This window comes from Haloarchaeobius lipolyticus (genome assembly GCF_051208015.1).
In the GTDB taxonomy this organism is placed as follows: Archaea; Halobacteriota; Halobacteria; order Halobacteriales; family Natrialbaceae; genus Haloarchaeobius.
Genome location: NZ_JBPKGF010000002.1, coordinates 374776 through 398671 on the forward strand (window position 1 = coordinate 374776; position 23896 = coordinate 398671).

The window sequence follows — 23896 nt, forward strand, 5'->3', positions numbered from 1 at the left end:
AGAACCACAGACGTCGTCGACGCCTCCGACGAGTCGTCAGCCGCCGAACGGCGTCGAGTCGCCGGGGTCGGGCTCCCAGTTCGCCTCGTCGAGGACGACCGTGGAGATCCGCGCCGCGAACTCACGCGCCGTCCGTTCGTCGCTGAAGTAGTACACGCTTCCCATGCTGGCGCCCAGCGTGTGGCGGATCTCGGTCGTCTCGTTCGCGTCGTCGTCGACTATCGCCTCCACTGCCTCGGTCGCGAGTTCGCCGAGTTCGTCGGCGACCGCCTCCGTCAGCCGATGCCCGGTGGGATGCAGGTCGTACGCCAGTGAGTAGCCCGCCTCTTCCTCGTCGACGACGAAGTGAGGAGCGTCCTCTCGCATCGCCTGTTCGTACGCTTCCTCGTGTTCTGCGCCCGTCCGACAGATGGGGACGGTCTCGGGCGTGTACGGTCCGGTCATCGTCGCGGCGTAGTCACCTGCGACTGATGAGTGTTGTGTCGGCGGAGAGCGCGCCAGCCGCACAGCTGGGCGATTGGGTCCGTAGGAAGGGGGGTTGGGGGGAGTATGGGGGTGGCAACAGCGGTACGATACGTGATTGCCGATTACTCCTATGGGGGGAATTGCATTAACGATTGGTTCTAATCTGTAAGTGCGTTCGGGCCCCCGACTCTAATATATTAGAGCAAGCGTCAGACGATTAGCGACGGCTCCGAACCGCGATGGTCACGGAACCCGTCTATTCCGGCGCGTCCCGGACTGACGGACGGAATCAGGCCCCGTCATTCGATTCTGTCATGTCGGTCCGGCACCGGCGTCCAGACACACCTCTTCTGTTAGGCGACAGCAAGATTCTACGGTACCCCATCTGTTCTGCCGAGTGACCCACAGGTTCGAGGCATACCGGGACACTCGTCGTTGTCGGCGAGCGTCCGAACAGTCCTCATTCGCACCACTCGCCATACATGATTCACCATCCGATTCACCGATGTCCTCACGACGGAGGCTCCCGATGAGTCCGACCGTCGTTATCGCCGACGACGACGAAGATCTCCGCGTCACGCTCGAGATCTGGTTACGCGAGACCGGCTCGACGATCATCCCGACCGCTGACGGGAGAGAAGCACTCGAAGCGCTCGACGAGAACGTCGACGTGCTACTGGTGGACCGGCGCATGCCCGTCCTCTCCGGCGACGAGGTCGTCAAGCAACTCGAGGAGACGCCGTTCGAGGGCCGGGTCATCGCCATCAGCGCCCACCCGCCGAACGACCACCTGAACGAGACCGACGTCGACGACTACCTCGTCAAACCACTCTACCAGGACGACCTGGTTGACACCATCCAGCGACACGCGACCTGAGCCGCGACGCGAGTGGTGGTTGCAGTCGATCCTGTCCGTACTCTTTTGCGCATCACGCTCCAACCGTCGAGTCAGCCGTGCCGACAGTACCCCGCGGTCCACGAACTCGAGGCACCCTGTCGGACCTCGTCGCCCTCCTCGCGCTCCCCGCCTTCCTCTTCGTGCTTCACGTCTCGGCTCCGGCCGCCCGGGACGGCTTCGCGCTCAGGTACGGCGACCCCTCGGTCGTCTCGCTCTGGGCCTCCGCGTTCGTCCACGCGAGCGACGCACACCTCTACTCGAACCTCGTCGGCTACACCCTCGCCGTCGTCCCCACCTACCTGCTCTACTTCCACTGGGGACGAACGCGGGCGTTCTGGGCGTCGGTGGCCGTCGCCGTCGTCTTCGTCCCACCGGTCGTGAACCTCGGCAGCTACGCCTACTTCGACTCGCTCGGCATCGTCGAGACGACCGTCTCGCGGGGATTCTCCGGCGTCGTGGCCGCGTTCGCCGGGGGCGGGCTGGCCGCCGTCGTCACCTTCGTCGCCGACGAGTACGGCCTCCGGCGCGCGTACTGGTTCGGCCAGACGCTGGTCCTCACGGTCGGTGGGGTGTTGCTCGTCGCCCTGACCGACGTGGTCGAGCCGTGGCAGCTCGGCATCGTGGGGGTCGGCGTCGTCCTCTCGCTCGGGGGGCTGCTCGCCGAGGAATCCGCGCCCCTCGCTGGACTCCGGGCGGATTCCACCACGGTCGTCGTCCTCGCGTACGTGACGATGGCGCTCCTGTTCGTCGTCTACCAGCTGTTCCCGGCCGACCCCGTGCGTACCGGGTCCGTCACGAACCTCGTCGCCCACGCCGTCGGCCTCGTGGCCGGCGTCCTGCTCCCCGGGTCGGGCCTCGTACTGACCGGCTCTGGGGCCGACTGAGCACGTAGCTCAGGCCTCTTCGAACGCGTACGCCACCGACTCGCCGTCACCCTGGTTGTCCGTCACGACGAACAGGGCGCCGTCGGCGGCCGCGAGCCCGACCGCGGTTCCCTCGACCGGCTGCACCCACCGCTTCGGGTCCTGACCGACGACCGGCAGCGAGTCGTCACTCACGCTCCCGTCGTAAGCCACGATACCGTCCTCGGTCGCCGCGTAGACCGTGTCTCCCGCAGCGATGGGGGCACAATCGGCCGTTTCCGGGCCGGACCACCGTTCTTCGCCGTCGGAGTGACCGACCGCCGTCAGCGTACCACCCGCGGTGAAGATCCGGTTGCCGGCGTTGACGAGTCCCCCGGTGGACCAGACGTCGCTCGACCAGTCGGTCGCACCGGCGCGGTTCGATTGCAGTCTGGCGGTCGGCCCGCCGAACACGCTGGCGTAGACGCCGCTCGGGTCGGCCGAGAGTGCCCTCACCCAGCCGGGGAGCTTCCGACGCCAGCGTCCGGCTCCGTCCGCCGGGCCCAGCGCGTACACCTCGCCGCCCTCGGTGCCGACGTACAGGGTCCCGAACGAGGTGACCACCTGCGTCACGACGCCGAACAGCTCCTGTCGCCACCGCACCTCTCCCGTGGTTCCATCGAGGGCGTACACGGTTCCGCGGTCGTCTCCCGTGAACACGACCGGCTCGTCGTCGTCGGGCTCGACGACCAGGTCGTAGCAGCTGTTCTCGTCGGCGGAGAACGACCAGACCCCGTCGCCCGTGTCCGTTTCGAGTGCCACGACGCCGTCGCCGGACCCTCTGGCGACGTACAGGAGTCCGTCGTGCCAGGCGAGCGACGCTGGATGCACCGACTCGGACCCCCCGTCCCACGTCCACTGGTCCTCGCCCGACCTCACATCGATGGCGCGAATACCGTCACCTGTCGGCACGAAGACGAGGTGTTCGGCGACGACCGGTGGCCGGCCGAACGGGCCGATCTCGACCGCCCACCGTTCCTGTACGCCGGCACGAGGCCCCGCCACCATCGGGTTGAAGTTCGTCCCGAGCTGGTCGAACCCCACCTGCGGCCACCACCGCGTCTGCGGCTGTTCCGAACCGGGGTACCGTAGCTGGGCCGTCGACGACCCGTCGAGACAGCCCGAGACCGCAGTCAGGCCGGAGAGACCGGCCGACGCGAGAAAGTGTCGTCTGGAAGGCATACTGCAGATTTTGGTCGGTCGTACGATGTGTCTTCTGGTGAGGATGGTTGCAGCGTGCTGGCTGCGGGAATCGTCGATGGGGGAAGAAACGACGGCTGGCTGCGGGAATCGTCGATGGGGGAAGAAACGACGGCTGGCTGCGGGAATCGTCGATGGGGGAAGAAACGACGGCTGGCTGGGATTTGAACTTCTCTCGCTCACTCCGTTCGCTCGAGCGTTCAAATCCCTGCGTTTCAATTTTTCGAGGACCGGACTCGTCGCTCCGCTCCTCGTCGTTGGTCCTCGAAAAATGCGCTGGCTGGGATTTGAACCCAGGTTGTGACCATGGCAAGGTCACGTGATACCACTACACTACCAGCGCGTTTCGACTACACCTGAACCGATGGCCCGCTCCGATTAATACCCTACGATATGCATCGGCCGTGACTGGGGCTCACTCGCGCAGCAGTTCGGGGAGGCCGCCGGGATAGAGGACGGCATCACCGTCGGTAAATCGCGAAACCGGCTCCCACTGGGCCGTGAACGCGCCGGTCCCGTCGTCCTCGACGCCGGCCAGTTCCTCACGCTCGTAGACGTCGCTGTTCGCGAAGTGCGCCTCGAAGACGAAGACGACCTCGTGGCCCGCTTCCCCCTCGAACTCGAAGACGTTCTCCAGCACGGCGAGGCGTTCACCGGGGAGGACGTCCTCGTCCAGCTCCTCGCGGAACTCCCGCATCAGCGCCTCGTCGGCGCGTTCACCGAACTCCAGCCCACCGCCCAGCGGCCGGAAGAACGTCTCGTCGTCGCCGTCGTACCGCTGTACCAGTATCTCGTCACCCTCCCGCCGTACGATGCCCACCGCGATCGGCCGTATCTCCCGCCAGCTCATTGATGGTGGTTTCGGACAGGTAGGGAATAGTCTACCGGGCAGCGTGGCTACCGGGTCGGGGACCGCGGCCGACTGAGCAGGCGGTCGAGCGTCCGTCGAACCCACTGGACCACGAGTGCGATGACCAGCGCCTGCAGGAACAGGACGCCGCCAGCGAGCAGGTAGAACGTCGTCCCCGAACCCACCTCGGGCCACATCGTGTTCCGGATGAGCGTCGCCCCGCCGACGGCGATGTAGCTGAACAGGTTCATGCCCGCGAACGCGACCGAGAGGAACAGGACGACGACGAAGATTATCAGCAGGTCCCGGGCGAACGTCCGCATGCCCGTCTTGATTCGTACGTTCATCGCCGTATCTAGGGGGTAATCGCACATACCGGATACGCAGGGGTTCTGAGAGGTCCGGGTCGGCTCCAGCGAAGGTTTTTCTGCGCTTCCCACCGACTATTTGATACATGTCTCAGAAGACCGTCGTCGACTTCCTCGAACGGTGGCAGACCGGCTTCCTGCTCGTCGTCAGTGCGGCCTTCGTCGGCACGGTGGTCGCGATGCTCACGCGGTCGTTCGAACCCCCCTACGGCGGGACGCTCGGGTTCGTCGCCGGCGCGGTCGTCACGTTCCTCCTGCTATCGTACCTGCTGTACGGTCGTCGATAACATCCTCACGGCCGGGAAACGGCGCGTCGACGCGGGTCCTCCCCATCACAGGAACGCCGACAGCGCCGCATCCCGTCGCTGTTGCAGGTACCGCCGGATGTCGTCGCGGTCCCAGCCCAGCGGGGAGACGAGGCTCTCGGTCGCCCGGAGCGCGAGTTCGGCGTAGTAGTCCGCGTCGTAGTCGTCGAGCTCCTCGAAGTCGAGCCTGACCCGTTCTGCGTTCCGAGCTTCGTCCGCGATTACGACGTAGTGGACGGCCTGTCCCGGGTTCCGGTCGACGCCGTGCCGGTCGTAGCGCTGGAGGGCCGCGACGGTGTGGGTCTCCTGCCCGTAGTCGGCGAGCCGCTTGCCCGCCCGTTTCGTGATGACCAGTTCGGCGGGGTCGACCCGACCGGCGTGGAGGTCGCCGAGATGGCGGCGGAGTCGGTCGACCACGGGGGCGGGTTCGCGATGCTCGTCGAGCACGCCGAGCAGGTCCCGCTGGAGGTCGCAGATCCACTCCGGCGTCGAGCGCTGCCGGGCCTCGATACCGCGGAGCTTGAACCCGCTGTCGGCCTTCTTCCCGAAGTACTTCATCAGCGCCCCGGCCCGCGTCCCACGTCGAGGAACGAAACAGACCCACTCGTAGGCGGCTTCGTGTTCCAGTCGGATGTCCGCCTGCTCGGATATCTCGGCGGCGAGTTCGTCGAGCGGTTCCTGCTCGCAGTCGTCGCGGGCGGTGACCCAGAGCGAGTCGACGATACCGTGGGCGAGGTGCCAGCCGCCGTCTTCGAGGACGGCCTTCGCGTCGAGCAGCACCTCGCGGGCGATGGCGTTAATCGTCTCGTGGCACTCGATGCGGCCGAACTTGGCGTTCCGGTAGCCCTGATAGCCGAAGCACGAGACGAGCACCCACTTGATGGCCGCGGAGACCGATTCGAGGGTGGCAGTTCCGTCGTCCTCGTCTGCTTCGCGGAGCTGTCGTTTTATCTCGGCCCGGTCGTCGAGCAGCGGCTGGAGCACGTCCGGGAGGAAGCCGGGGTCGTCGCAGATGCTGTAGCCGAGCACCGGCACGTCCTCGCGGTCGGCGTGGCAGTCGCAGCCGACCGTCTCGGGGCTGACGTTGTGCTGGCAGATGACGTTCGGGTAGAGCGAGGCGAAGTCGAGTTCGTGGACGTCCTCGTGCAGGCCGACCTCCGGCGAGAGGGTGACGCCGCCGCGGTCGGCCGCCTGCAGCGTCCGGGCGTCCTTGAACGTCTCCGGCTCCCACTTGTTCCAGGGGACGAGGACGCCGCGGCTGTAGGCCTCCCGCGTCTGCATCGCCGTCAGGACCGTCCCGATGCTGGCCCAGGCCGCCTCCTGGAGCGGCCGCCACGATTTCTCGACCATGTACTCGATGCCGGCGAAGCCCGCGGCGTTCCAGAGGAAGCTGTCGCCCGTGACGACCAGCGCCCGCCCGGGAACGTCGTACCGGGCCGGGGAGTGGCCGGCCCGGCCGTAGCTCGCGTAGGTGTTCTCGCCCGCGAGCCGCGTCCAGCCCGGCCGCCGGCCGAGTTCGAGGTCGACCCCGCAATCGGTCGCGGCCTCGTACAAGAGTGGAACGAGGTCGCCGTGGCTCGCCAGCAACACGTCGGGGTCGACCCGGTCGAGCCGCCGCGCGAGGGTCCGAAGCGCGGCGGTGTCGGTCTCCCCCGCGGGCTCGCCCTCGACCTGAAGCGCCGAGACGTCGCCGTGGGCCAGCGAGTGCTCGTCGATTCCGAGCGCGAGCGTCCGCAGGTCGTGGTCGGGAACCGGTGCGGTCTGGGTCTCGATGCAGTAGCGGAAGCCGGGCGCGAGGTCGACGTTGAACAGGCGGAACGTCCCCGGCGGGTACGAGCCGCGCTCGTGGTGATGCCGTATCTCCCGCGCGAGCGTTCGAACTTCGCTCACCCGGGCGCAGTCGACCCGGAGGACCGGCGTCGGCTCGTCGGCGTGCAGGTCGAGCTTCCAGCGGTCGGCGACCGTCAGCACCTCGACGACCTTCGGGTCCGCGGCGAGCGCCTGTCTGAGTTCGGCGCGGGCCTCGCTCGGGCCGGCCACGTAGATGGTCGGGTGGTAGTCCGTCACCTCGACCGCCTCGACGCCCGAGCCGGTCCGGTGCCACTCGACGACCTGCCCGTCGAGGAAGTCGACGGCGAACATCAGTCGGCTCCTCCGTCGCGGGCGGCCTCTCCCGCGTCGGCGGTGGGGTCTCCCGCGTCGGAGGGGTGGTCTCCTGCGTCGGAGGGGTGGTCACCCGCGTCGGCGGCGGAATCTCCAGACGAATCGAGGGCAGCGAGCCGTTCCCGCAACTCCCGCAGCTCGACCTCGTGCGCGAGCAGCATCGAGACCAGTGCCGCCGTCTCGGGGTCGGTCGCGTTCTGGTAGCCCGCGGCGTGGGCGTGCGCGTCGGCTCGCTCGAACAGCCGGTCGAAGTCCGCCTGGTACTCCCGGCGGAGCGCCCGGCGGAACGAGCCGTACCGTTCACGGAACCGGCGCAGGTGGTCGCGGTAGGTCGGATTCGTCCGGCCCATCTCAGGCTACCCCCAGCAGTTCGGCAGCAGCGGTCGGGTCCAGCGCCACCGACCGCTCCTCGACGGAACCGAACAGTTCGACCCAGTACGGGATGGTCGTCTGCCAGCCGCCGTCGACCGGGTAGACGTCGGTCCGGAAGTCCTCGCCCTCGAATCGGAACCCGGCCCGCGTCCGGGTGCACTCGAGCTCCCGGTCGGCGACGGCGGCGACCCGGTCGGCGGCGTCTCCCTGCGCCGTCACGAGCACCGGGACCTCACGGGCGCGAGCGAGGTCGGAGAGCAGGGCGACCGCGGCGTCGAGCATCGTCTCCGCCTCGCCGGCGGGTACGTCGTCGTCCCGGTAGAGCGCGCCGAGGTTGGGACAGACCACGACGCTGGTACGGCCGTCGACCAGGCGGACCAGTTCGCGGACGAGTTCGTGGTGCTGGTAGGCGGTGAACGCCCGGGCGATCTGCACGCGGTCGAGGACGCGGCTCCCGCGGTCGGGCCGGCCGTGATCGGTCCCGCCCGCCGCCAGGTCCGCGAGGACGCGCGTGACGGCCGTGTTCCGGGCGTCGACCCAGTAGGTCGGCCCGGGCTCGCGGGTCATCGTCTGGAGGACGAGTCGGTGCAGCGCGGTCGAGCGCGGTGCTGGCGGGTCGAGCAGGGTCACCCCCGCGTCGAGCGTCGGCTGTATGTCCATATGGAGAAGAACGAACACATATCATAAAAGTTACAGAGTGGGCGTTCCGGAAGTTCCGGAAGTAACTCAGTCCCCCGATAACGGATCCGTGAGCGCTCGACGACCCGGAATCGGCCCGTTCCGGAATGCGTTCCGGAAGTGCCCGGGCGGATCGTCCGTGCCGCCACCAGCGCCCGAATCGGCGCGATAAGGCGGACGTTCGCCCGTCCCCGGCGGTCGTACCGACAGCCTCGCGGACCGAAACCGCTGTTCACCCGTCGGAAACGGACTACATCCAAGACCGTGGTCGGTATCGGTTGTCGAGTCCGTCGACGAGGGTCTCTCCGTCGCGCCCGTGTTCACACGGCCTTCGGCGTCGAGAAGGGTACCCCCTCCTCTCTGAGCAGGAGGGAACCGACCGAGAAGACGTCGCCGCGAAGTCGCGGTAACCCGGCTACCGAGAGGTTCCCCCGCCCGGCGGGGGTTAGTCCGGTGACTCGCTCCAGTCGCGGAACTCTCGAGAGAGGGCGCTCACACCCCGTCTCACCGAGAAAAGCATTCCCTGTCGCGGGCGAACTCACCAGTCACCAAACGGACGAGATTCGGAACCGGAGCCGAAGCTCGGAACCGAACGGGTCCGGAACGCGGTCCGGACGACGTCGATGGGGGCTCACCGTGCCCCCGCTGGTCACGCCAGGCAGTCCCGGCGGGACGAATCAGTCGTTCTGTCGGTCCCGGAACGGGAACTGGGGCCTACGTGGGCCGATGATTCTGCGCCGGCAGACGTACAGCCCCATGCGGCGGTTGTACCGGCACCGGTAGCCCTGTGCGACGAGGCCACGCGGCCGGCGGCGGCACAGATACGCGTTCATACGCGGGCTCCACCGGCAGTTCCGTCTCCCGGGACCATCGTCGGGACGCCGACGCATACAGACGAACGCCTGGTAGCGACGGCTGTACCGGCACCGGTAACCCTGTGCGATGAGGCCACGCGGCCGGCGGCGACAGATGAACGCCCCCCGGATGCGCGGGTGCCGGCGGCAGCCACGCGGGCCGGGTCCACCGTCGTCATCGGGCCCCCGTCGACGGCAGACGTACAGTCCCATGCGGCGGTTGTATCGGCACCGGTAGCCCTGTGCGATGAGGCCACGCGGTGGTCGGCGACACAGGAACGCGTTTCGCCGTCGGTCGAACCGGCAGCCGAATCGACCCATTCGGGGACCGTCCCCACGGCGGCGGCCGTCGTCGAACTGGCTCGAAACGTACCCCCCAGCGGGCGCTGCCCCGGCGACGCCGCTGCCGAGTCCAAGGCAGATCGCCCCAGCACCGATCGCTCGGACGAGGTCTCTCCTCGTCACATCTTGTGCTCCCTTCATATCTCTCGAGCGGGGTTACTCCCCCCTCACTGACCCAGAGGTAACGTGAACGAAAGTGCTCGCGGCGAATTCGAGGTAACCCGGCAACCACCGGGTTTCCTGTCGAAAGGTGATTTCTCCCTGGTGAGTCACGTACGCCGTCGTCTCCCTACCGGCTGGCGCCTCACACCGGGGGCGTCGTCGGTGCGACACCGGCCACCATGAGGGTCACGTTCCCGCCGACCCAGAGCAGCAGGATGAGCGCGACGAGCTTCCCCCGCGAGAGCTCGACGCCGAGCCGACGGAACAGCGGCCGACGGGTCGCCGGAAGCGAGACGAGCCCGGCCGACGTGGCGAGGACACCGGCGACGAACGTTCCGACGATGGCCACGACCGTGCCCCCGCTGAGCCCCTCGAACAGCGCGATGAGGAGCACGCCGAGCCCCGAGAACAGCGCGACGATGCCGAACAGGTACGCGACGACCGTCGAGAACCGGTCGAACAGGCTCTTCGACGGGCTCGAAACGCCAGCGTCGGGGTCCGTCCAGCCGTCCTCGGGCGGTTCCTCGGACAGCTCGCGGATGGCCGCGAGGTCTGACGACCCGCAGTTCCGGCAGTCGCGCTGTTCCGTCGGATAGCGCTCCCCGCAGGATTTACAGAGGTACTGGACCGACGGGTCGCGGTCCCAGCCGGTCGGTTCCGCATCGGTCCGGTCCGCTCCGATGGAGACCGAGTCCGGGTCGCCCCAGTCGGTCTCCGAGTCGGTGGACCCGACCCGTGGCGATTCCTCCGCCCGACCGCCGCCGGACTCGGCCCACTCCCAGTCGTCCCGCCCGCCGCCCGCGGCGGTCACGTTCCCGTCTGTTCCCCGGGATGCACCGTCGGAACCGGTGGTCTCCCCGGTCCCGGCAACCCCCTCGTCGGCGTCGCTCCCGACCCGGACGAGCCGCTCGCCGGCACAGCGCAAGCAGGGTGGATTGTACGACTCGTGGACGTGGCCACAGCTGGCGCAGCGCCACCGGTCGTCGTCGCCTGCAGATTCCATACGGCTAGCGTGTCACCGCTGAACGACAAAGGTTGCGCCTGTGGCAGGTGAGCGTTCGGGCGACCGTCGGCTGGTTCACGGCTCCGCTTCGGGCTCGACCAGCCGGTACGTCCGCGCCCGTCCCTCGCCTGTCTTCTCCAGAAGCCCGTACTCGCAGAGCTTGTTGAGGTGCTTCCGCCGGGTCCGGCGGACGTGCGGGTCGTCGACCCGCTCCTCGTAGGTCTCGTGGAGGTCCGTGCCGGAGACCTCGCCGGCGTCCCGGACGATCTCGTACAGTACGCGCTGGTGCGCCGAGAGCTTCGAGAGGGTCCGCCGACGGACGTCCTGCTCGGCCTCGGGGATGGCGGCGGTGACGTCTCCCGGCCGTACCGCCGTCGCGCCCGCCTCGTGGGCGCTCTGGGCGGCGGCGCGGAGGATGCCGATGGCGAGACGCGCGTCGCCGGCGGCCGCGTCCGCGATGCGTTCGAGGTGCTCGCGAGCGACGGTGTCCGGTTCGAAACCGAGACGGACCCGGTCGGCAAGAATGGCGACCAGCTGGTCGGTCGCGTAGGGCGTCATCCGGATGGAGGTGCAGGTTCGAAAGCGGCTCTGGAGCCGCGGGTCGAGACTGGCGAGGAACTGCTCCTCCTGGTTGGCGATGAGGACGAGCGAGACCCCAGGAACCTGGTACAGGTCGTAGAGGACCGCGGTATCCCGGAGGACGTCGACCTCGTCGAGGACGACCACGTAGGGCTCACCGTGGTCGCGCAGGCGGCGGACGAGTTCGTCGACGGGCGTCGACTGCCGGTGGAGGTCGGTCGTGTCGGCGACGTTCTCGATGACCCGTTCGAGGACAGCGAAGCGGGTCGAGTCGGTCCAGCAGTTGACGTACTGGTGGGCAACGTCGCGAACCTCGCGGCAGAACTGCCCGACGATGTACTGGGCACAGCAGGTCTTGCCCGTCCCGGGTGGCCCGTGGAGGAAGGCACTGCCCGGCCGGTCGTCGTCGCCGACCGGCCGCAGCGCCGTCGATAGCTGGTTGAGCTCGGCGTTCCGGTGGCGGACCTCGCCGGGAACCCACTCGTCGCGCAGCACCCGCGGGTCCGTTATCATCGTCCCCTCCGTTCTGTGCGGAAGCATGTAAGTCGAACGGCGAGGACAGCATTGCAGTGACGGCCTCGAGCGTGGCACTGGTACGAGCCGCGCATCCCATCACTTACTTGACCCCTGGACCCCACCGATTGGGACGAATGCGATTCGCTTCCGGAACCGCACACATGGATGCGGGTGTTGGTGTGAACGAAGACGTCGCCACGGTGACGAACGACGCCGCCTGGGTGCTCGACGGCGCGACCGGTCTCACGGACGACTCCCACACCCCGGGAGCGACCGACGCGACCTGGTACGTTCGACAGGTCGACAGCTATCTTCGACAGCACGTCACCGACGACGCACCGCTCACCGAGATTCTACGGGACTGCGTCTCCCACGTCGCGGACGAGTTCGACTCGCTCGTCGACGGCGAGGAGGTCGACCCGGCGAGCGAGCCCTCGGCGGCCATCGCAATCGCGCGCTGGACGCCCGACAAGGTGCAGTACGCCGTTCTGGGCGATGCGAGCGCCATCTTCCGCCGCGGACGTGACCTCGACATGGAGTTCGGCGGCGGGCCGCGTCACCTCGACGAGGCCGCGCTCATGGAACTGTCCCGACTGCAGGACGAGGAGGGGCTGACCCACGACGAGGCGTTCGACGCCATCCAGCCCCGGCTCCGGGCGATGCGGCGGTCGAAGAACACCCTCGACGGCTACTGGACGCTGAGCTTCGACCCGGACGCGGTCGACCACGCTCGGACAGGCGAACGGACCGCCCTCAGCGACGTGACCCTGCTCACCGACGGGGCCGAGCCGCTGGTCGAACCCTACCGCGTGTTCAAGACGTGGGCCGAGGCGTCCGCGTTCATCCTCGACCGTGGACCGGCCGCCGCACTGTACCGGCTTCGGCAGGTCGAGCGCGACGACCTCGCCTGTGAGCGGTACCCCCGATTCAAGCGTCACGACGACGCCGCCATCGCTGCGGTCCGCTTCGACCCCATCTGACCACATCCCGCGGATTCGTCCCGGGCTATCCTGGCCTACGGGCGGTCGACGACGGTCGATACGGCTAAGTGAGAGAACGCGGCTCTCTACGAACAGACCGGTCGACCGTGTCACGAACGTACCGACTCAGCGACGTCCTGTCCGAAGGGTTACTCGCGCGCAACCGTGACCTGCTGGTCGCCGGGCCGAGTCCGGAAACGGTTCGCACGATACCCGAGCGACTGCTCGGACTGGCAGCCGACGCCGGCGACGGGGCGGTCGTCGTGACGAACCGCGACGCCGCCGAGACGATGGCCGACCGACTCGTCGGCCAGGTTCCCGCGCTCGACCGCGAGCGAACCGGCATCGTCGACTGTACGCCCACACACGACGTGGGCCGGGCGACGCCGGACGATCTCCGGTGGAGCGTCCCGTCACCCACCGACCTGACCGGGGCGAACATGGCGGTCCACGACTGCATGGAGACGCTCTGGAGTCGAGGCGTCTCGGCGCGACACCTCATGTTCGACTCGCTCTCGACGCTGCTCGTCTCCGCCGACTCCGGGACCGTGACCCGTTACGCACACCAGCTCCTGCTCCTCGCGAGTTCCCACGATGGTGTGTCTCTGTTCCCCGTCTACACGAACATGACCGAGGGCACGGACTTCGAGCGACTCAAACACCTCTTCGACGGGCTGGTGCTCGTCCGTCGACGTGGCGGAGGGCGACAGATCCGCTGCGTCGGTATCGACGGCGCGCCCGCCGGCTGGCTCACGGTCGAAGCCGACGGCGGGTGATGGACGAGCCCGACGACCCGTTGCCGTCCGGACTCGACGACCCGTCGCCGTCCGAACACGGACACTGAAGGCCCGTTTCCGGAAGCGCGCACTCATCGACTCGGCGAGTTGAGACACGCGTTGGCTTATATTGCAATGAGGACTAGGTGATTACGTGGTTGAAATCGAGACCGAGGAACAGAAGACCCGGGCCGACATCTCGGCGTGCCTGCGGGTTCTCGCCGACCAGTTCGAGCGAGACGGTGCGGTCCGCCTCGTCCTCGGCGGCGAGACCGTCACCTTCGATCCCGCCGACACGCTGATCGTTCGGCTGGAGACCGAGTCGGACTGGTGCCCCAGCTCGGGTCGGACGTATCGCCGCGTTGGCTTCGACCTTGAGTGGGTCCAGCCGGCAGACGAACAGGGAATCAGCGTGTCGACCGGCACGCCACAGCCGTCCCTGCGATCCGACGAGTCGCCCCGGCAGTGACGGTCTGCCGAACGTGGAGCTGACATGACCATTTATCTGATTCAGAGACGACATCTTCTGCATGGGGGAGATAGCGATGCACGCGGAGCTGAGCCGGATGAACGTCTCCGACTTCTTCAGGGATCTCGCCGATAGACTGGAGCGAACGGGGCCGGTCGCGCTCGAACTCGACGGAGATCGCGCCGGCGCCGACCCGACCGGCGACATCCAGTTCTCGATAACCGGGAACGCCGACTGGGAGCCCGGGAGCGCCGCCGCGACCCACCGGCTCGTCTTCGAACTCGAGTGGGCGGTCCCGGCGACGACCGAGCAGGAGGCGGGGTTTCCGGAGCCAGCGCCGAAGCGGACGGTGGAGAAGGACTGAGTGCAGAGTCGGTGCGAAGGGCAGGTGGTGCTGCTTACCGGCGGACCCAGCCATCACCGCCGTCGCCACGGGCGCCATCGCCGCTCTCGTCGACCGAGACGACGATGACCTCCTCGTTCTCGTAGACGACGTGGTAGCGCTCGCTCTGGACGAGCGACGGGCGCATCTCGGCCGACTGTTCGTAGGACATCCCGCGGACCGTGAAGTGACCCTTCGGGACGTAGACGTAGTCTGGGTGGTAGTCGCCGGTCTCGAGGTACTCCGTGATACAGCGGGCGTCGGCACAGGTCGAGATGGACCGGTACCGGGTCAGCTGCTCCTCGTACTGCGCGGGCGTGGTCCACTCGACGCCCCACGGGCCGACGAGGATGGTCCGGTCGGTGTAGAGCGGGAACCACTCGGCAGCGTCGCCCAGCACCACGAAGTTCGCGCCGGGTTCGGTGTTGGCGGCCGCCCAGTCCATCGCCTGCACGTCGTGGCCGTCGACGAAGGCGGGCTGGGACGGGTCGCCGTGGTGCGAATCCGTCGCGCCGGCCGCGTAGGCCGATCCGAGACCGACCGCCGAGAGCGCGACGAGCGAGACGAGGACGAGCGAGAGCGTCGCCCGCCAGCCCGGCAGGACCTGCTCGTCGAGCCGTTCGGCGAGCTTCGGGGCGAGGTCGAAGACGAGCAGTGCGACGAGCATCCCGCCCGCGAGGAACTGGAAGCGGGTCTTACCGAGGACGTACGCCGACAGGACGAGCCAGACCGGCAGGAAGTACCGTCGCTCCCGGAGCGCGTAGATGGCGCCGGCGAAGGCGGCGACGAAGAACGGCGTGACCGCGTCCAGGTCGGTCAGCGGCTGGACGAACTCGTCGTAGAGCCGACCCGTCCCGCCACCGAGTCCGGAGTGGGTCCCGGCGGCGCCGAAGAACACGTCGAAGCCGTGCGTACTCGCGACGGTCAGCCACCACGGGGCGGTGACGACTACGCCCCCGACGGCGACGATGGCGCCGTGGAGCAGCCCGAGCTTCGTCCGGTCGAAGAAGGCGTACAGCAGCAGGTAGTTCATCCCGAAGCAGACCGCGTAGAGCGGGTGCGTGAGGATGGTGAGCGAGAACAGCCCGAGCGCGGGGCCGAGCCACCGGAGGTCGTCGTACTTGAACAGGCGGATACCGGCGTAGACGCCCGTGACGACGAAGAGGAACGCTGGGGCACGGTTGATGCCGCCCGCGGAGAGGTGCCACTGGAGCACCGGCGGGGCGACCGCGACGACGAGCGTCGCGAAGGCGGCACGGCGGGCGGTCAGCAGGAACTCGCGCGCGACGTAGAAGTACGGGACGAGCGTCGCGATGACGACGAGCCCCGGCAGTATCCGCGAGTAGAGCAACGCGTCGACTCCGGTGAGGTCCCGGACGACCGCCGTGACGTAGAACATCAGCGGCGGATAGGCCAGCGGGACGCCTCCCTCGGTGTACCCCGGAACCATCGCCGGCAGGCTGTAGCCGTGAGCGCTGATGGTGTCCGCGATCTCGATGTACAGTCCCGCGCCGAAGGCCGGGTAGGGGTGTGTGACGAGGTAGCTGGCGTAGACGAACAGCCCGGCCAGCAGCGGCAGTGCGAGCCAGACCCGCTCGTCGAGGGAGACGGTCGCGACTCTGGTTCCGATGCGGTTCGTGGTCGACGTGGTCTCGGGAGAGCGGTGTGCCATGCGTGTCGGGGGTCGGAGACGGTGTGGGTTCGAGGGGGTGTGGGTTCGAGGGGTGGTGCGGGTCGGGAGCGTATCGAGGCGGTCAGTTGCGGCGTAGTTCGATGGGGTTGTGCAGGGAGAGACGGTACGGTGCCCAGTACAGCTCGAGGGGTACCCAGACGAGGACGGTTACGATGGCGAGGAGGCTCGCCAGCATCTCTGCCGGCCCCATCCAGAGCGGTTTCACGTACATGAGCGCCTGGAACAGGGTCGACGGCATGACGTCCTTGACGGTGCTCCAGATGCCAGCGAAGATGCCGTCGCCGCCGGTGCCGGCGGTGTCGGCCTGTCCTCCGGCGACGTTCCCGGCACCGGCGGAGACGTTCCCGGACTCGTCGTCCTCGGTTCGGGACTCGCCATCGAGCGACTGCATGCTCTGGCCGCCGGTGCTCTCGTCACCGGTTCCGAGGCGCTCCGCCTCGTACGGGAACGCGATGTCGACGCTCCAGACGACGTTGCCGTTCTGGTCGACCTCGAAGACGCGGTTGCCGTTCGAGTCGGTGATGAGCGTGTGGCCGTTGGGCAGGCGGTCGCCGTCGCGCGGCCACTGGAGACGCGGGTCGGTGTAGCGCCAGGACTCGCTCCAGTTGCCGTCCTCCCCGCGCTGGTACTCGATGACGCGGTTGTTCTCGGAGTCGGCGACGATGACGGCCGGGCCGCCGTTCTTCGCCGGGATGTAGTCCGGGTTGTGCTGTTCGTAGATCGTGTCGTGGTCGCCGTCCTCGCCGAGGGTCATGTTCTCGACGAGGCCGGTTTCGCGGTCGAGGAAGACGACCTGGTCCTGGTTACGCAGGCTGGCCATCAGCGTCCCGTTCTCGAGGACCTCCACGTCGTTGACGTGGGTCCAGTCCTCGGGGTACGGCCCCCCGCCGGAGAGCGGGTAGTCGGTCTGGGCGTCCCACGACCACTCGACCAGCTCGGTAGAGGTGTTGACGACGAAGACGCGGTCCTTCGCGATGTCGGCGATGGCGTACTCCGTCTCGGAGATTCGGTCGCCGTCGTGCCAGCGGGTCGAGTGCTTGCCGGGGGTCACGCGCGAGTAGACGTCGGTGACCTCGCCGGTCGTCAGGTTGACGCGCTCGATTCCGTTCCGCGTACAGACGGTCTCGGCGTTACACTCCTCGGGCGAGAGGTGGTCGGCGTAGAGGTACTCGACCGTCGTGTCCTCGCCCTCGACGGGGTCGACGTCCCAGTAGCGCGTGTGCGAGTCGTTGTAGTACATGACGCTCCCGTTGGGAGCGAACGCCACGAGCTCGGCGCGAGCGCGAGGACCGTCGCTCGCGGAGCCGAGCCAGGTGTTCGAGTCGGTCGCGACGACGGTGATGTTGTCGCGCGGCTCGGCCGGGGTGATGTTCGCGTCGGCACTGGAGAGGTCAGTCGGCTGTTCGGCTGTCACCAGTCCGAATGCCACCGTCACGACCGAGAGCAGGAGCACTGCTCCGAACGCGAGGCGGTATGCTCGTCTCGACACCATTCGTCGGTCAGACGGTACTGGAGAGGTTTACTATGGAGGCGATAACGGTGGGAGAGACGAAACGGTCGCAACGTGGGGGACTCATTGGTGGATGTCTGAGCGGCACCCCCTAACACTTACCCCCTACATAATTAACCGGCCAGGGCCGAGTCCTACGGTAGATGACACGGGTGTCCCGCGTCTCGCGTGGTCAGCTCCTCCTCCTCCTCGTCCTGTTGTCGAGCGTGGTACTGTTCGGACTGGAAAGTGGCCCGCGAGACGGTGCATCCCCCGAGAGCAGGAAGTCCCCTGACGACGTCTCCCTCAAGACGGTCCACGACGGCGGGACGACCGCGCTGTGGCCCTACACGAGCCGGGCACAGCGGTTCGAGTCGCTGACGCTGCCGGTCAACGTGGTCGTCCGCGAAGATCCCGACCTCGTGCGCGCGATGTTGACCCGCGAACTGTCGGGGTCGGACGTCGACGAGCAGTCCGACGACGCGCTCCCCTCACTCGGTGAGGTCCCGTGGCGACCCACGCACGGGGCGACCCGCTACACCTACGTCCGCAACCTCGACGACGGCAGCGGTCAGTGGGCCGACGAGTACAGCCAGCTTCACGTCGGGACCTACCTCGGTACCCGCCAGCACGTCCGGTTGTACCGCGTCCCCGCGAAGGGAGGGACCGTGACCGCGATACAGGCCCACCGGGAGCACTGGGACTGGTTCCGACTGCGCCACACCGTCGGAAGCACCTCGGCCGGCCAGGTCTTCGTCGAACGCCAGTTCTACGGTGCCCGCCAGGTACAGAAGGTCACCCGCGAACGGTACGGCAACGGCGGAATCCTCGACGCCGACGGCTGGGTCACCGTGGTCAACATCTGGCAGGAACGGACGCCCCCGGCCGGTGTCGCCGATGACGGTTCGACCGGGCCCAGCTCGGTCGACCCACGCGAAGCCGGGAGCGGCGAGGCCGTCCCGCTCGGCTCGTTCGGTGTCGTGACCGGGACGGTCGCAGTCGTCGGGCTCGCAGCCAGCAACGTCGGGGACCTCCAGAAGGAAGCCTCAGACGCGCTCGAACGGTTGCGGGCCGACTGGAGCGTTACTCGCAACCACATCCTGCTGTTCGCGTCGCTGGCTGCACTTCCCCTGGTCGTCCGCGCTGGAGCGGTGGCCATCGAGGAGACGGGAATCATTACGAACCCGAAACATATCGCCGGCGTTTTCTATCCGCTTCTCGTACTTGGATTACCCCTATGCGCGTACCGCTTCGCCGCCGATCTCGGCTTCGCCGAGAGCGCCCTCATCGCCGTCCTGGGGTTCGGGACCGGTATCGTCGCCGACTACACGTATATCGGCATCGCGTTCGTCCCGCGCGAGATACTCGTCCAGCGGCTGGTACTCGCACTCACCCTCGGTATCGTCGCCGCCGCCGGCAGCGTCCGGCTGGAACGCCGGTGGCGCGAGAACGAACTGCTCGCCGCAGGCGCGGTCTGCTGGGCCGCCGCCGTGGTGTGGCCACTGTTAAGCCTCCTCTGAACCGATGCAGACCCCGCTCACCTCCCCTCCCACGACAGAATCGCCGGTAAGCAGACGACAGGTGCTCGCCGGACTCGCGGCCACCGGCAGCGCCGCCAGCGCGGGCTGTGCCAAACAGGCGCACGCCATCCTCAACCGCTCCGACCCGGCGCAGGTGTCGCTCACCATCAAGACCGTTCCCGCCGACGACGACCCCGCCGCGACCCGGACCGCGCGTTACCTCGCCAAACAGCTCGGGAAGGTCGGTGTCGACGCCAGCGTCGAGCTGATGCGCCGGGAGAACCTGCTCATCGACGTCCTGTTCAAGCACTCGTTCGACCTCTACGTCTGGCGGCTCCCGCCGATGACCGAGCCAGACGACCTCTGGTCGCTGCTCCACTCGAAGTTCGTCGTCGAGCCGGGATGGCAGAACCCGTTCGGTTACGCCGACCTGACCGTCGACGAGCTGCTGGAACGCCAGCGCCGCCGGAGCGGAGCCCGGCGGGCCGACGTCCTCTCGACGCTCCAGGAGCGGCTCGCCCAGACCCTGCCGTTCGTCACCATCGCGTTCCCGAACCAGGTCCGCGCGGTGCGCAACGACAGGGTCGCCTACGACGGCGAGGCGTCCTTCCACTCCACCGTCGGCTACACGAGCGTCGACGCCGTCGGTGACGCAGCCGAGGGAGGAACCGAACGGACGACGACCGAGCGGCAGCCCCGGACGCTCACGATGACGCTCGACGACCCCCGGCCGACCGAGAACCTCAACCCGCTGGCGACGGAGTACCGCGACGACTGGACCATCACCGGGCTGTTGTACGACTCCCTCGCCCGGTCGGTCGGCGGCGAGATGCAGCCGTGGTTGGCGAAGTCGGTCGAGTGGGAGCAGAACGACGCGTCGGGCTCACAGACGGTGACCGTCACGCTCCGCGACGGCTGTACGTGGCACGATGGCGAACCCGTCACGGCCGAGGACGTGGCGTTCACCTACGAGTTCCTGCAGGACACCTCGCTGGGCAAGATGGAGAGCCCGTTACCCGCCCCAGCGTTCCGGGGCCGGACGAGTCTCGTCCAGTCGGTCACCGACTTCGACGACGACACCGTCCAGCTCTCGTTCGTACCGAGCAGTCGGCCGGTCGCGTGGCGGTCGCTCACCGTCCCGGTCCTGCCGAAGCACGTCTGGGAGTCGACCAGCGAGCAGGCGAACGTCCCGGGCGTCCAGAACGGGCCGGTGACGGAGGCGCTCGTCCGCGAGAACATGAACCCGGTCGGGAGCGGCCCGCTCCAGTTCGACTCGCGAGCGGCGCGGAACTCCCTGACGCTCGGCCGGAACGACGACCACTTCCTCCACCGCGAGGGGCCGACCGGCCTCCCGGAGCCGGTCGACGGGTTCGACTTCGACCGGCTCCGCTTCCAGGTCGTCCCGTCGACCGCGGTCGCGCGGAAGCTCGTCCTCCGTGGCGACGCCGATGCGAACGCCAGTTCGCTTTCGCCGGCGGCGCTGGAGTCCGTCGGCGAGGCCCGCGACGTGAGCCTGCGCGTCACGGATGCGACTCGACCGTACCACGTCGGGTTCAACGTCCGGCAGGCACCGCTCAGCAACAGCCGCTTCCGACAGGCGGTCGCACGGCTCGTCGACCGGTCGTACATCGTCGACGAGTTCATGGCCGACTTCGCCCAGCCGAGCATCAGCCCGCTCCCGATGGACGAGTGGGTCCCGAACTCGCTCCAGTGGTCCGGCACCGACCCCACCTTCCCGTTCGCCGGCGAGGACGGCGAACTGGACGTCGACGGTGCGAGACAGGCGTTCATCGACGCCGGCTACCGCTACTCCAACGGAGGGAAGCTCGTCTCACGATGAGAGGACACGAAGACGCGCCAGACCGTCGTCCGCAGACCAGCCAGCAGGAGGTGCGCCGATGAGCCTGGTCGCCGTCACCGGGAGCGTCCTGCTCGGAACGCTCGTGCTGTACCTCCTCGCTGGAATCGTGGTGCTCGACCGGGCAGCGCTGGCCAGGGTCCGACACGGGATCCGCGGGAAACTGATAGCGCTGAAGCCGTACCTCGCCGTCCTCGTCGTCGTCATGCTGATAAACCGGGTCGCCCGCGAGGCCGGCCCGGACCTGTCGTGGGTCCTCGGCTGGAACATCACGGACGAGCTGTTCGCCATCGAGGGCCACCTCGTCGCCACGGTCCAGTCCGTCCAGACGCCGTGGCTGACGCAGTACTTCTCGTTCATCTACCTGCCGGGCTACGTCTTCCTGCTGACGTTCCCGTTCGTGCTGTACCTGGCCCACCGGGACGTCCGCCCGCTGAAGGAGACGGTGCTCTCGTACACGCTGAACTACTCCATCGGGCTGGTGTTCTACGTCCTGTTCATCTCCTACGGGCCGCGCAACCTGCTCCCCGACGCGGTCGAGCCGCTGCTGTACTCGACCTACCCGGACACGCAGCTGCTGACGGGCGAGGTTAACTCGAACTCGAACGTGTTCCCGTCGCTGCATTCCTCGATGTCGGTGACGGCGGCGACGCTGGCGTTCCGCAATCACGACGCCTACCCCCGGTGGACGCCCGTGGCCCTCTGGCTCGCGGTGAGCGTCTGCCTGGCGACGATGTACCTCGGCATCCACTGGGGGACGGACGTGGTTGCGGGCATCGTCCTGGGCGTCGGGAGTGTCTGGCTGGCGAAGCGGGGCGTCGACTGGGAAGAGGAGCGGCGCTAGGGTGCAGGAATATTCTACAGCGTTACAGAGCCGGTTCTGGTCCGTTTCGGCGAAACGGAAGTAATCACGGTCCAGACAGCGAATCACGATTGCGACGAGAACCGCCCCCGCAACGCATCCTTACCTTCCCCACCCGACTCGTCTCACTCGCTTCACTCGCTCGACTCGCCCCTCGCACGACGTCGACTCGCGGCCTCGCTGGCGCGAGGCACGCTCGAAAGCGCGCGCCAGACTGGCTGTGAAACCGCACGTCGAACAGAAAGGAGTCTGCCTCAGTCCCGCTTCACGGCCGGGTTCGTCACCGCGCCGTTCGCCGCCGAGCCGAAGTCGCGGCCGTACTTCGCGAGCACGCCGGAGGTGTAGTTCGGTTCGGGCTCCTCGCGGGCATCGAGTCGCTCCTCGATTTCGTCGTCGGAGAGGTCGACCGATAGCTCGCGGTTCGGGATGTCGACCGTGACGACGTCGCCGTCTTCGAGCGCGCCGATTGGGCCGCCGACGTAGGACTCGGGGGCGACGTGGCCGACCATCGGGCCGCGGGTCGCACCGGAGAACCGGCCGTCGGTCAGGAGGGCCACGTCGTCCTCGTGGCCCGCGCCGACCACTGCGGCCGTGACGCCGAGCATCTCGCGCATGCCGGGTCCGCCGCGTGGGCCCTCGTTCCGGATGGCGAGGACGTCGCCCGATTCGAGGTTGCCCTCCTGGACGTAGCGCATCGCGTCCTCCTCGCTCTCGAAGACGCGGACGGGGCCCTCGTGGTGGAAGTTGTCCTCGCCGGTGACCTTGAGGACCGCCCCGTCGGGTGCCAGGTTGCCCGTGAGGATCTTGATGGCGCCCTCCTCGTGGAGCGGTTCGTCGACGGAGTAGAGGAAGTCGACGTCGATGTCCTCGTCGGCGGGAATCTCGCCCTCCGATTCGAGGTGGGCGAGCTCCTCGGCCATGGTCCGGCCGGTGACGGTCTTCGCGTCGCCGTGGAGGTAGCCGCCCTCGAGCAGGCGGCGGAGGACGACCGGGACGCCGCCGACCTCGTGCAGGTCGTTCATGACCTTCGTGCCGCCGGGCTGAAGGTCGGCGATCTTCGGCGTCCGCTTGGAGATGGCGTCGAACTCCTCGATGGAGAGGTCGATGCCCGCCTCCGCGGCGAGGGCGAGCAGGTGCAGCACCGCGTTGGTCGAGCCGCCGATGGCGACCTGGAGTGCGATGGCGTTCTCGAAGCTCTCCTTCGAGAGGATTTCTGACGGACGGCGGTCTTCTTCGACCACGTCGAGGGCGAGCTCGCCAGCGCGTCGGGCGACCTCGTACCGTTCCTCGTCCTCGGCGGGCGGGCTGGCGCTCCCGAGCGGGGCCATGCCCAGCGCCTCGGAGATGGAGGCCATCGTGTTCGCCGTGAACATCCCGCCGCAGGAGCCGGCGCCGGGGCAGGCGTGGCGCTCCAGGTCGTCGAGTTCCTCCTCGGTCATCTCGCCGGAGGCGACCGCGCCGACGCCCTCGAAGACGTTCTGGACCGTCACCTCGCGGCCCTCGTGTTCGCCGGGCATGATGGAGCCGCCGTAGAGGAAGACGGAGGGGAGGTCGGTGCGGATGGAGGCCATCAGCATCCCGGGCAGGTTCTTGTCGCAGCCCGCGACGGTGACGAGGGCGTCGAGTCGCTCGCCGAAGGAGACGAGCTCGACGGAATCCGCGATGACCTCGCGCGAGATGAGGCTGGCGCGCATCCCCTCGGTCCCCATCGAGATGGCGTCGGAGATGGTGATGGTGCCGAACTCGATGGGCATCCCCTCCGCGTCCTCGACGCCCTCGATGGCGGCTCCGGCCACGTCGTCGAGGTGGACGTTGCAGGGCGTGACGTCCGCGGCGGGGTTCGCGACGCCGATCATCGGCGAAGACAGGTCGGCGTCGTCGTAGCCCATCGCGCGGAACATCGCCCGGTGCGGGGCTCGCTCCGGTCCCTCCGTCACCTCGCGGCTTCGGAGGTGCTCCGGTTTCTCGTGTCGGTCGCTCATGTGCGGGAGGTGGCCACGCGGCTTCTTAAGTCCCCCCGACGGGACAGATGTTGCTGGCGAACGTGGTGTGGGAAGTGCGCTCATGTGGGTTCGAAGCGAACGTGAGCGGGAACGGTCCAGCTTTCGTTCTGCGAACCAGGCAGTGAGACGAGCAGTTTTCGAATCACGATTCGATAGAAACAGCCCCGCCCACACCCTCCCCAGCCGATTCACAAGACTTCACTCCGT

At 68.0% G+C, this 23896-nt stretch carries 22 protein-coding genes and 1 tRNA gene; 10 read left to right on the top strand and 13 right to left on the bottom strand.

What is annotated here, in order from left to right:
* Positions 1 to 36: 36 nt before the first annotated feature.
* Positions 37 to 444, bottom strand: coding sequence for a hypothetical protein (locus ACSC1Y_RS04960; RefSeq protein WP_435333580.1), 408 nt, complete (start codon positions 442 to 444; stop codon positions 37 to 39).
* Positions 445 to 994: 550 nt separating this feature from the next.
* On the opposite strand from ACSC1Y_RS04960, the gene ACSC1Y_RS04965 reads away from it, so the two are divergent.
* Together ACSC1Y_RS04965 and ACSC1Y_RS04970 are read left to right on the top strand one after the other, a co-directional pair.
* A complete protein-coding gene (locus tag ACSC1Y_RS04965) occupies positions 995 to 1342 on the top strand; it encodes a response regulator (RefSeq protein WP_435333581.1) in 348 nt (115 codons plus the stop codon).
* A 77-nt stretch (positions 1343 to 1419) separates the two neighbouring features.
* Positions 1420 to 2247, top strand: coding sequence for a hypothetical protein (locus ACSC1Y_RS04970; RefSeq protein WP_435333582.1), 828 nt, complete (start codon positions 1420 to 1422; stop codon positions 2245 to 2247).
* Positions 2248 to 2256: 9 nt separating this feature from the next.
* On the opposite strand, the gene ACSC1Y_RS04975 is transcribed toward ACSC1Y_RS04970, so the two are convergent.
* From ACSC1Y_RS04975 to ACSC1Y_RS04990, 4 genes are all read right to left on the bottom strand, one after another.
* The gene (locus ACSC1Y_RS04975; RefSeq protein WP_435333583.1) at positions 2257 to 3447 is read right to left on the bottom strand and encodes a PQQ-binding-like beta-propeller repeat protein; all 1191 of its coding nucleotides are present in this window, start codon (positions 3445 to 3447) and stop codon (positions 2257 to 2259) included.
* Positions 3448 to 3737: 290 nt separating this feature from the next.
* Positions 3738 to 3808, bottom strand: a tRNA-Gly gene (locus ACSC1Y_RS04980).
* A gap of 72 nt (positions 3809 to 3880) precedes the next feature.
* Positions 3881 to 4315 carry an NUDIX hydrolase gene (locus ACSC1Y_RS04985; protein WP_435333584.1) on the bottom strand — a complete coding sequence of 145 codons (435 nt, stop codon included), beginning with the start codon at positions 4313 to 4315 and terminating at the stop codon, positions 3881 to 3883.
* 47 nt (positions 4316 to 4362) lie between these two features.
* Positions 4363 to 4662, bottom strand: a complete 300-nt coding sequence (locus ACSC1Y_RS04990) for a hypothetical protein (RefSeq protein WP_435333585.1) — start codon at positions 4660 to 4662, stop codon at positions 4363 to 4365.
* A 107-nt stretch (positions 4663 to 4769) separates the two neighbouring features.
* On the opposite strand from ACSC1Y_RS04990, the gene ACSC1Y_RS04995 reads away from it, so the two are divergent.
* Positions 4770 to 4970: a DUF8144 family membrane protein gene (locus ACSC1Y_RS04995; protein WP_435333586.1), complete on the top strand. Its 201-nt coding sequence runs from the start codon at positions 4770 to 4772 to the stop codon at positions 4968 to 4970.
* Between the two features lie 45 nt (positions 4971 to 5015).
* On the opposite strand, the gene ACSC1Y_RS05000 is transcribed toward ACSC1Y_RS04995, so the two are convergent.
* The 5 genes from ACSC1Y_RS05000 to ACSC1Y_RS05020 all read right to left on the bottom strand — a co-directional run bounded on the left by ACSC1Y_RS05000 (position 5016) and on the right by ACSC1Y_RS05020 (position 11654).
* Complete coding sequence (locus ACSC1Y_RS05000) at positions 5016 to 7130, bottom strand: type B DNA-directed DNA polymerase (RefSeq protein WP_435333587.1); 2115 nt, start codon at positions 7128 to 7130, stop codon at positions 5016 to 5018.
* On the bottom strand, positions 7130 to 7501 hold the full coding sequence (locus ACSC1Y_RS05005) for a DUF8156 family protein (protein ID WP_435333588.1): 372 nt from the start codon (positions 7499 to 7501) through the stop codon (positions 7130 to 7132). Before ACSC1Y_RS05005 ends, ACSC1Y_RS05000 begins: the two co-directional genes overlap by 1 nt.
* Position 7502: 1 nt before the next feature.
* On the bottom strand, positions 7503 to 8183 hold the full coding sequence (locus ACSC1Y_RS05010) for a P-loop NTPase family protein (RefSeq protein WP_435333589.1): 681 nt from the start codon (positions 8181 to 8183) through the stop codon (positions 7503 to 7505).
* Positions 8184 to 9701: 1518 nt separating this feature from the next.
* A complete protein-coding gene (locus ACSC1Y_RS05015; RefSeq protein WP_435333590.1) occupies positions 9702 to 10562 on the bottom strand; it encodes a hypothetical protein in 861 nt (286 codons plus the stop codon).
* A 75-nt stretch (positions 10563 to 10637) separates the two neighbouring features.
* On the bottom strand, positions 10638 to 11654 hold the full coding sequence (locus ACSC1Y_RS05020; protein WP_435333591.1) for a Cdc6/Cdc18 family protein: 1017 nt from the start codon (positions 11652 to 11654) through the stop codon (positions 10638 to 10640).
* 164 nt (positions 11655 to 11818) lie between these two features.
* Between ACSC1Y_RS05020 and ACSC1Y_RS05025 the strand changes: the two genes are divergently transcribed.
* The 4 genes from ACSC1Y_RS05025 (at position 11819) to ACSC1Y_RS05040 (ending at position 14246) form a co-directional block, all read left to right on the top strand.
* Positions 11819 to 12637, top strand: coding sequence for a protein phosphatase 2C domain-containing protein (locus ACSC1Y_RS05025; RefSeq protein WP_435334643.1), 819 nt, complete (start codon positions 11819 to 11821; stop codon positions 12635 to 12637).
* 107 nt (positions 12638 to 12744) lie between these two features.
* The gene (locus ACSC1Y_RS05030; protein ID WP_435333592.1) at positions 12745 to 13413 is read left to right on the top strand and encodes a DUF7504 family protein; all 669 of its coding nucleotides are present in this window, start codon (positions 12745 to 12747) and stop codon (positions 13411 to 13413) included.
* A gap of 154 nt (positions 13414 to 13567) precedes the next feature.
* Positions 13568 to 13882 (top strand): amphi-Trp domain-containing protein, encoded by a 315-nt coding sequence (locus tag ACSC1Y_RS05035; protein WP_435333593.1) that lies wholly within the window; start codon positions 13568 to 13570, stop codon positions 13880 to 13882.
* Between the two features lie 61 nt (positions 13883 to 13943).
* On the top strand, positions 13944 to 14246 hold the full coding sequence (locus tag ACSC1Y_RS05040; protein WP_435333594.1) for an amphi-Trp domain-containing protein: 303 nt from the start codon (positions 13944 to 13946) through the stop codon (positions 14244 to 14246).
* A 34-nt stretch (positions 14247 to 14280) separates the two neighbouring features.
* Here the strand turns inward: ACSC1Y_RS05040 and ACSC1Y_RS05045 are convergent, their stop codons facing one another.
* Positions 14281 to 15936: an ArnT family glycosyltransferase gene (locus ACSC1Y_RS05045; protein ID WP_435333595.1), complete on the bottom strand. Its 1656-nt coding sequence runs from the start codon at positions 15934 to 15936 to the stop codon at positions 14281 to 14283.
* An 82-nt stretch (positions 15937 to 16018) separates the two neighbouring features.
* Positions 16019 to 17449, bottom strand: coding sequence for an aryl-sulfate sulfotransferase (locus ACSC1Y_RS05050; RefSeq protein ID WP_435333596.1), 1431 nt, complete (start codon positions 17447 to 17449; stop codon positions 16019 to 16021).
* Positions 17450 to 17610: 161 nt separating this feature from the next.
* Here ACSC1Y_RS05050 and ACSC1Y_RS05055 point away from each other — a divergent pair, with 161 nt between their 5' ends.
* Genes ACSC1Y_RS05055 through ACSC1Y_RS05065 form a run of 3 tightly spaced genes read left to right on the top strand, consistent with a single transcriptional unit; the run spans position 17611 to position 21668 of the window.
* Positions 17611 to 18966: a hypothetical protein gene (locus ACSC1Y_RS05055; protein WP_435333597.1), complete on the top strand. Its 1356-nt coding sequence runs from the start codon at positions 17611 to 17613 to the stop codon at positions 18964 to 18966.
* Between the two features lie 4 nt (positions 18967 to 18970).
* On the top strand, positions 18971 to 20806 hold the full coding sequence (locus tag ACSC1Y_RS05060; RefSeq protein WP_435333598.1) for an ABC transporter substrate-binding protein: 1836 nt from the start codon (positions 18971 to 18973) through the stop codon (positions 20804 to 20806).
* Between the two features lie 58 nt (positions 20807 to 20864).
* The gene (locus tag ACSC1Y_RS05065; protein WP_435333599.1) at positions 20865 to 21668 is read left to right on the top strand and encodes a phosphatase PAP2 family protein; all 804 of its coding nucleotides are present in this window, start codon (positions 20865 to 20867) and stop codon (positions 21666 to 21668) included.
* A gap of 272 nt (positions 21669 to 21940) precedes the next feature.
* Here the strand turns inward: ACSC1Y_RS05065 and ilvD are convergent, their stop codons facing one another.
* Positions 21941 to 23668 (bottom strand): dihydroxy-acid dehydratase, encoded by a 1728-nt coding sequence (gene ilvD / locus ACSC1Y_RS05070; protein WP_435333600.1) that lies wholly within the window; start codon positions 23666 to 23668, stop codon positions 21941 to 21943.
* Positions 23669 to 23896: the final 228 nt, after the last annotated feature.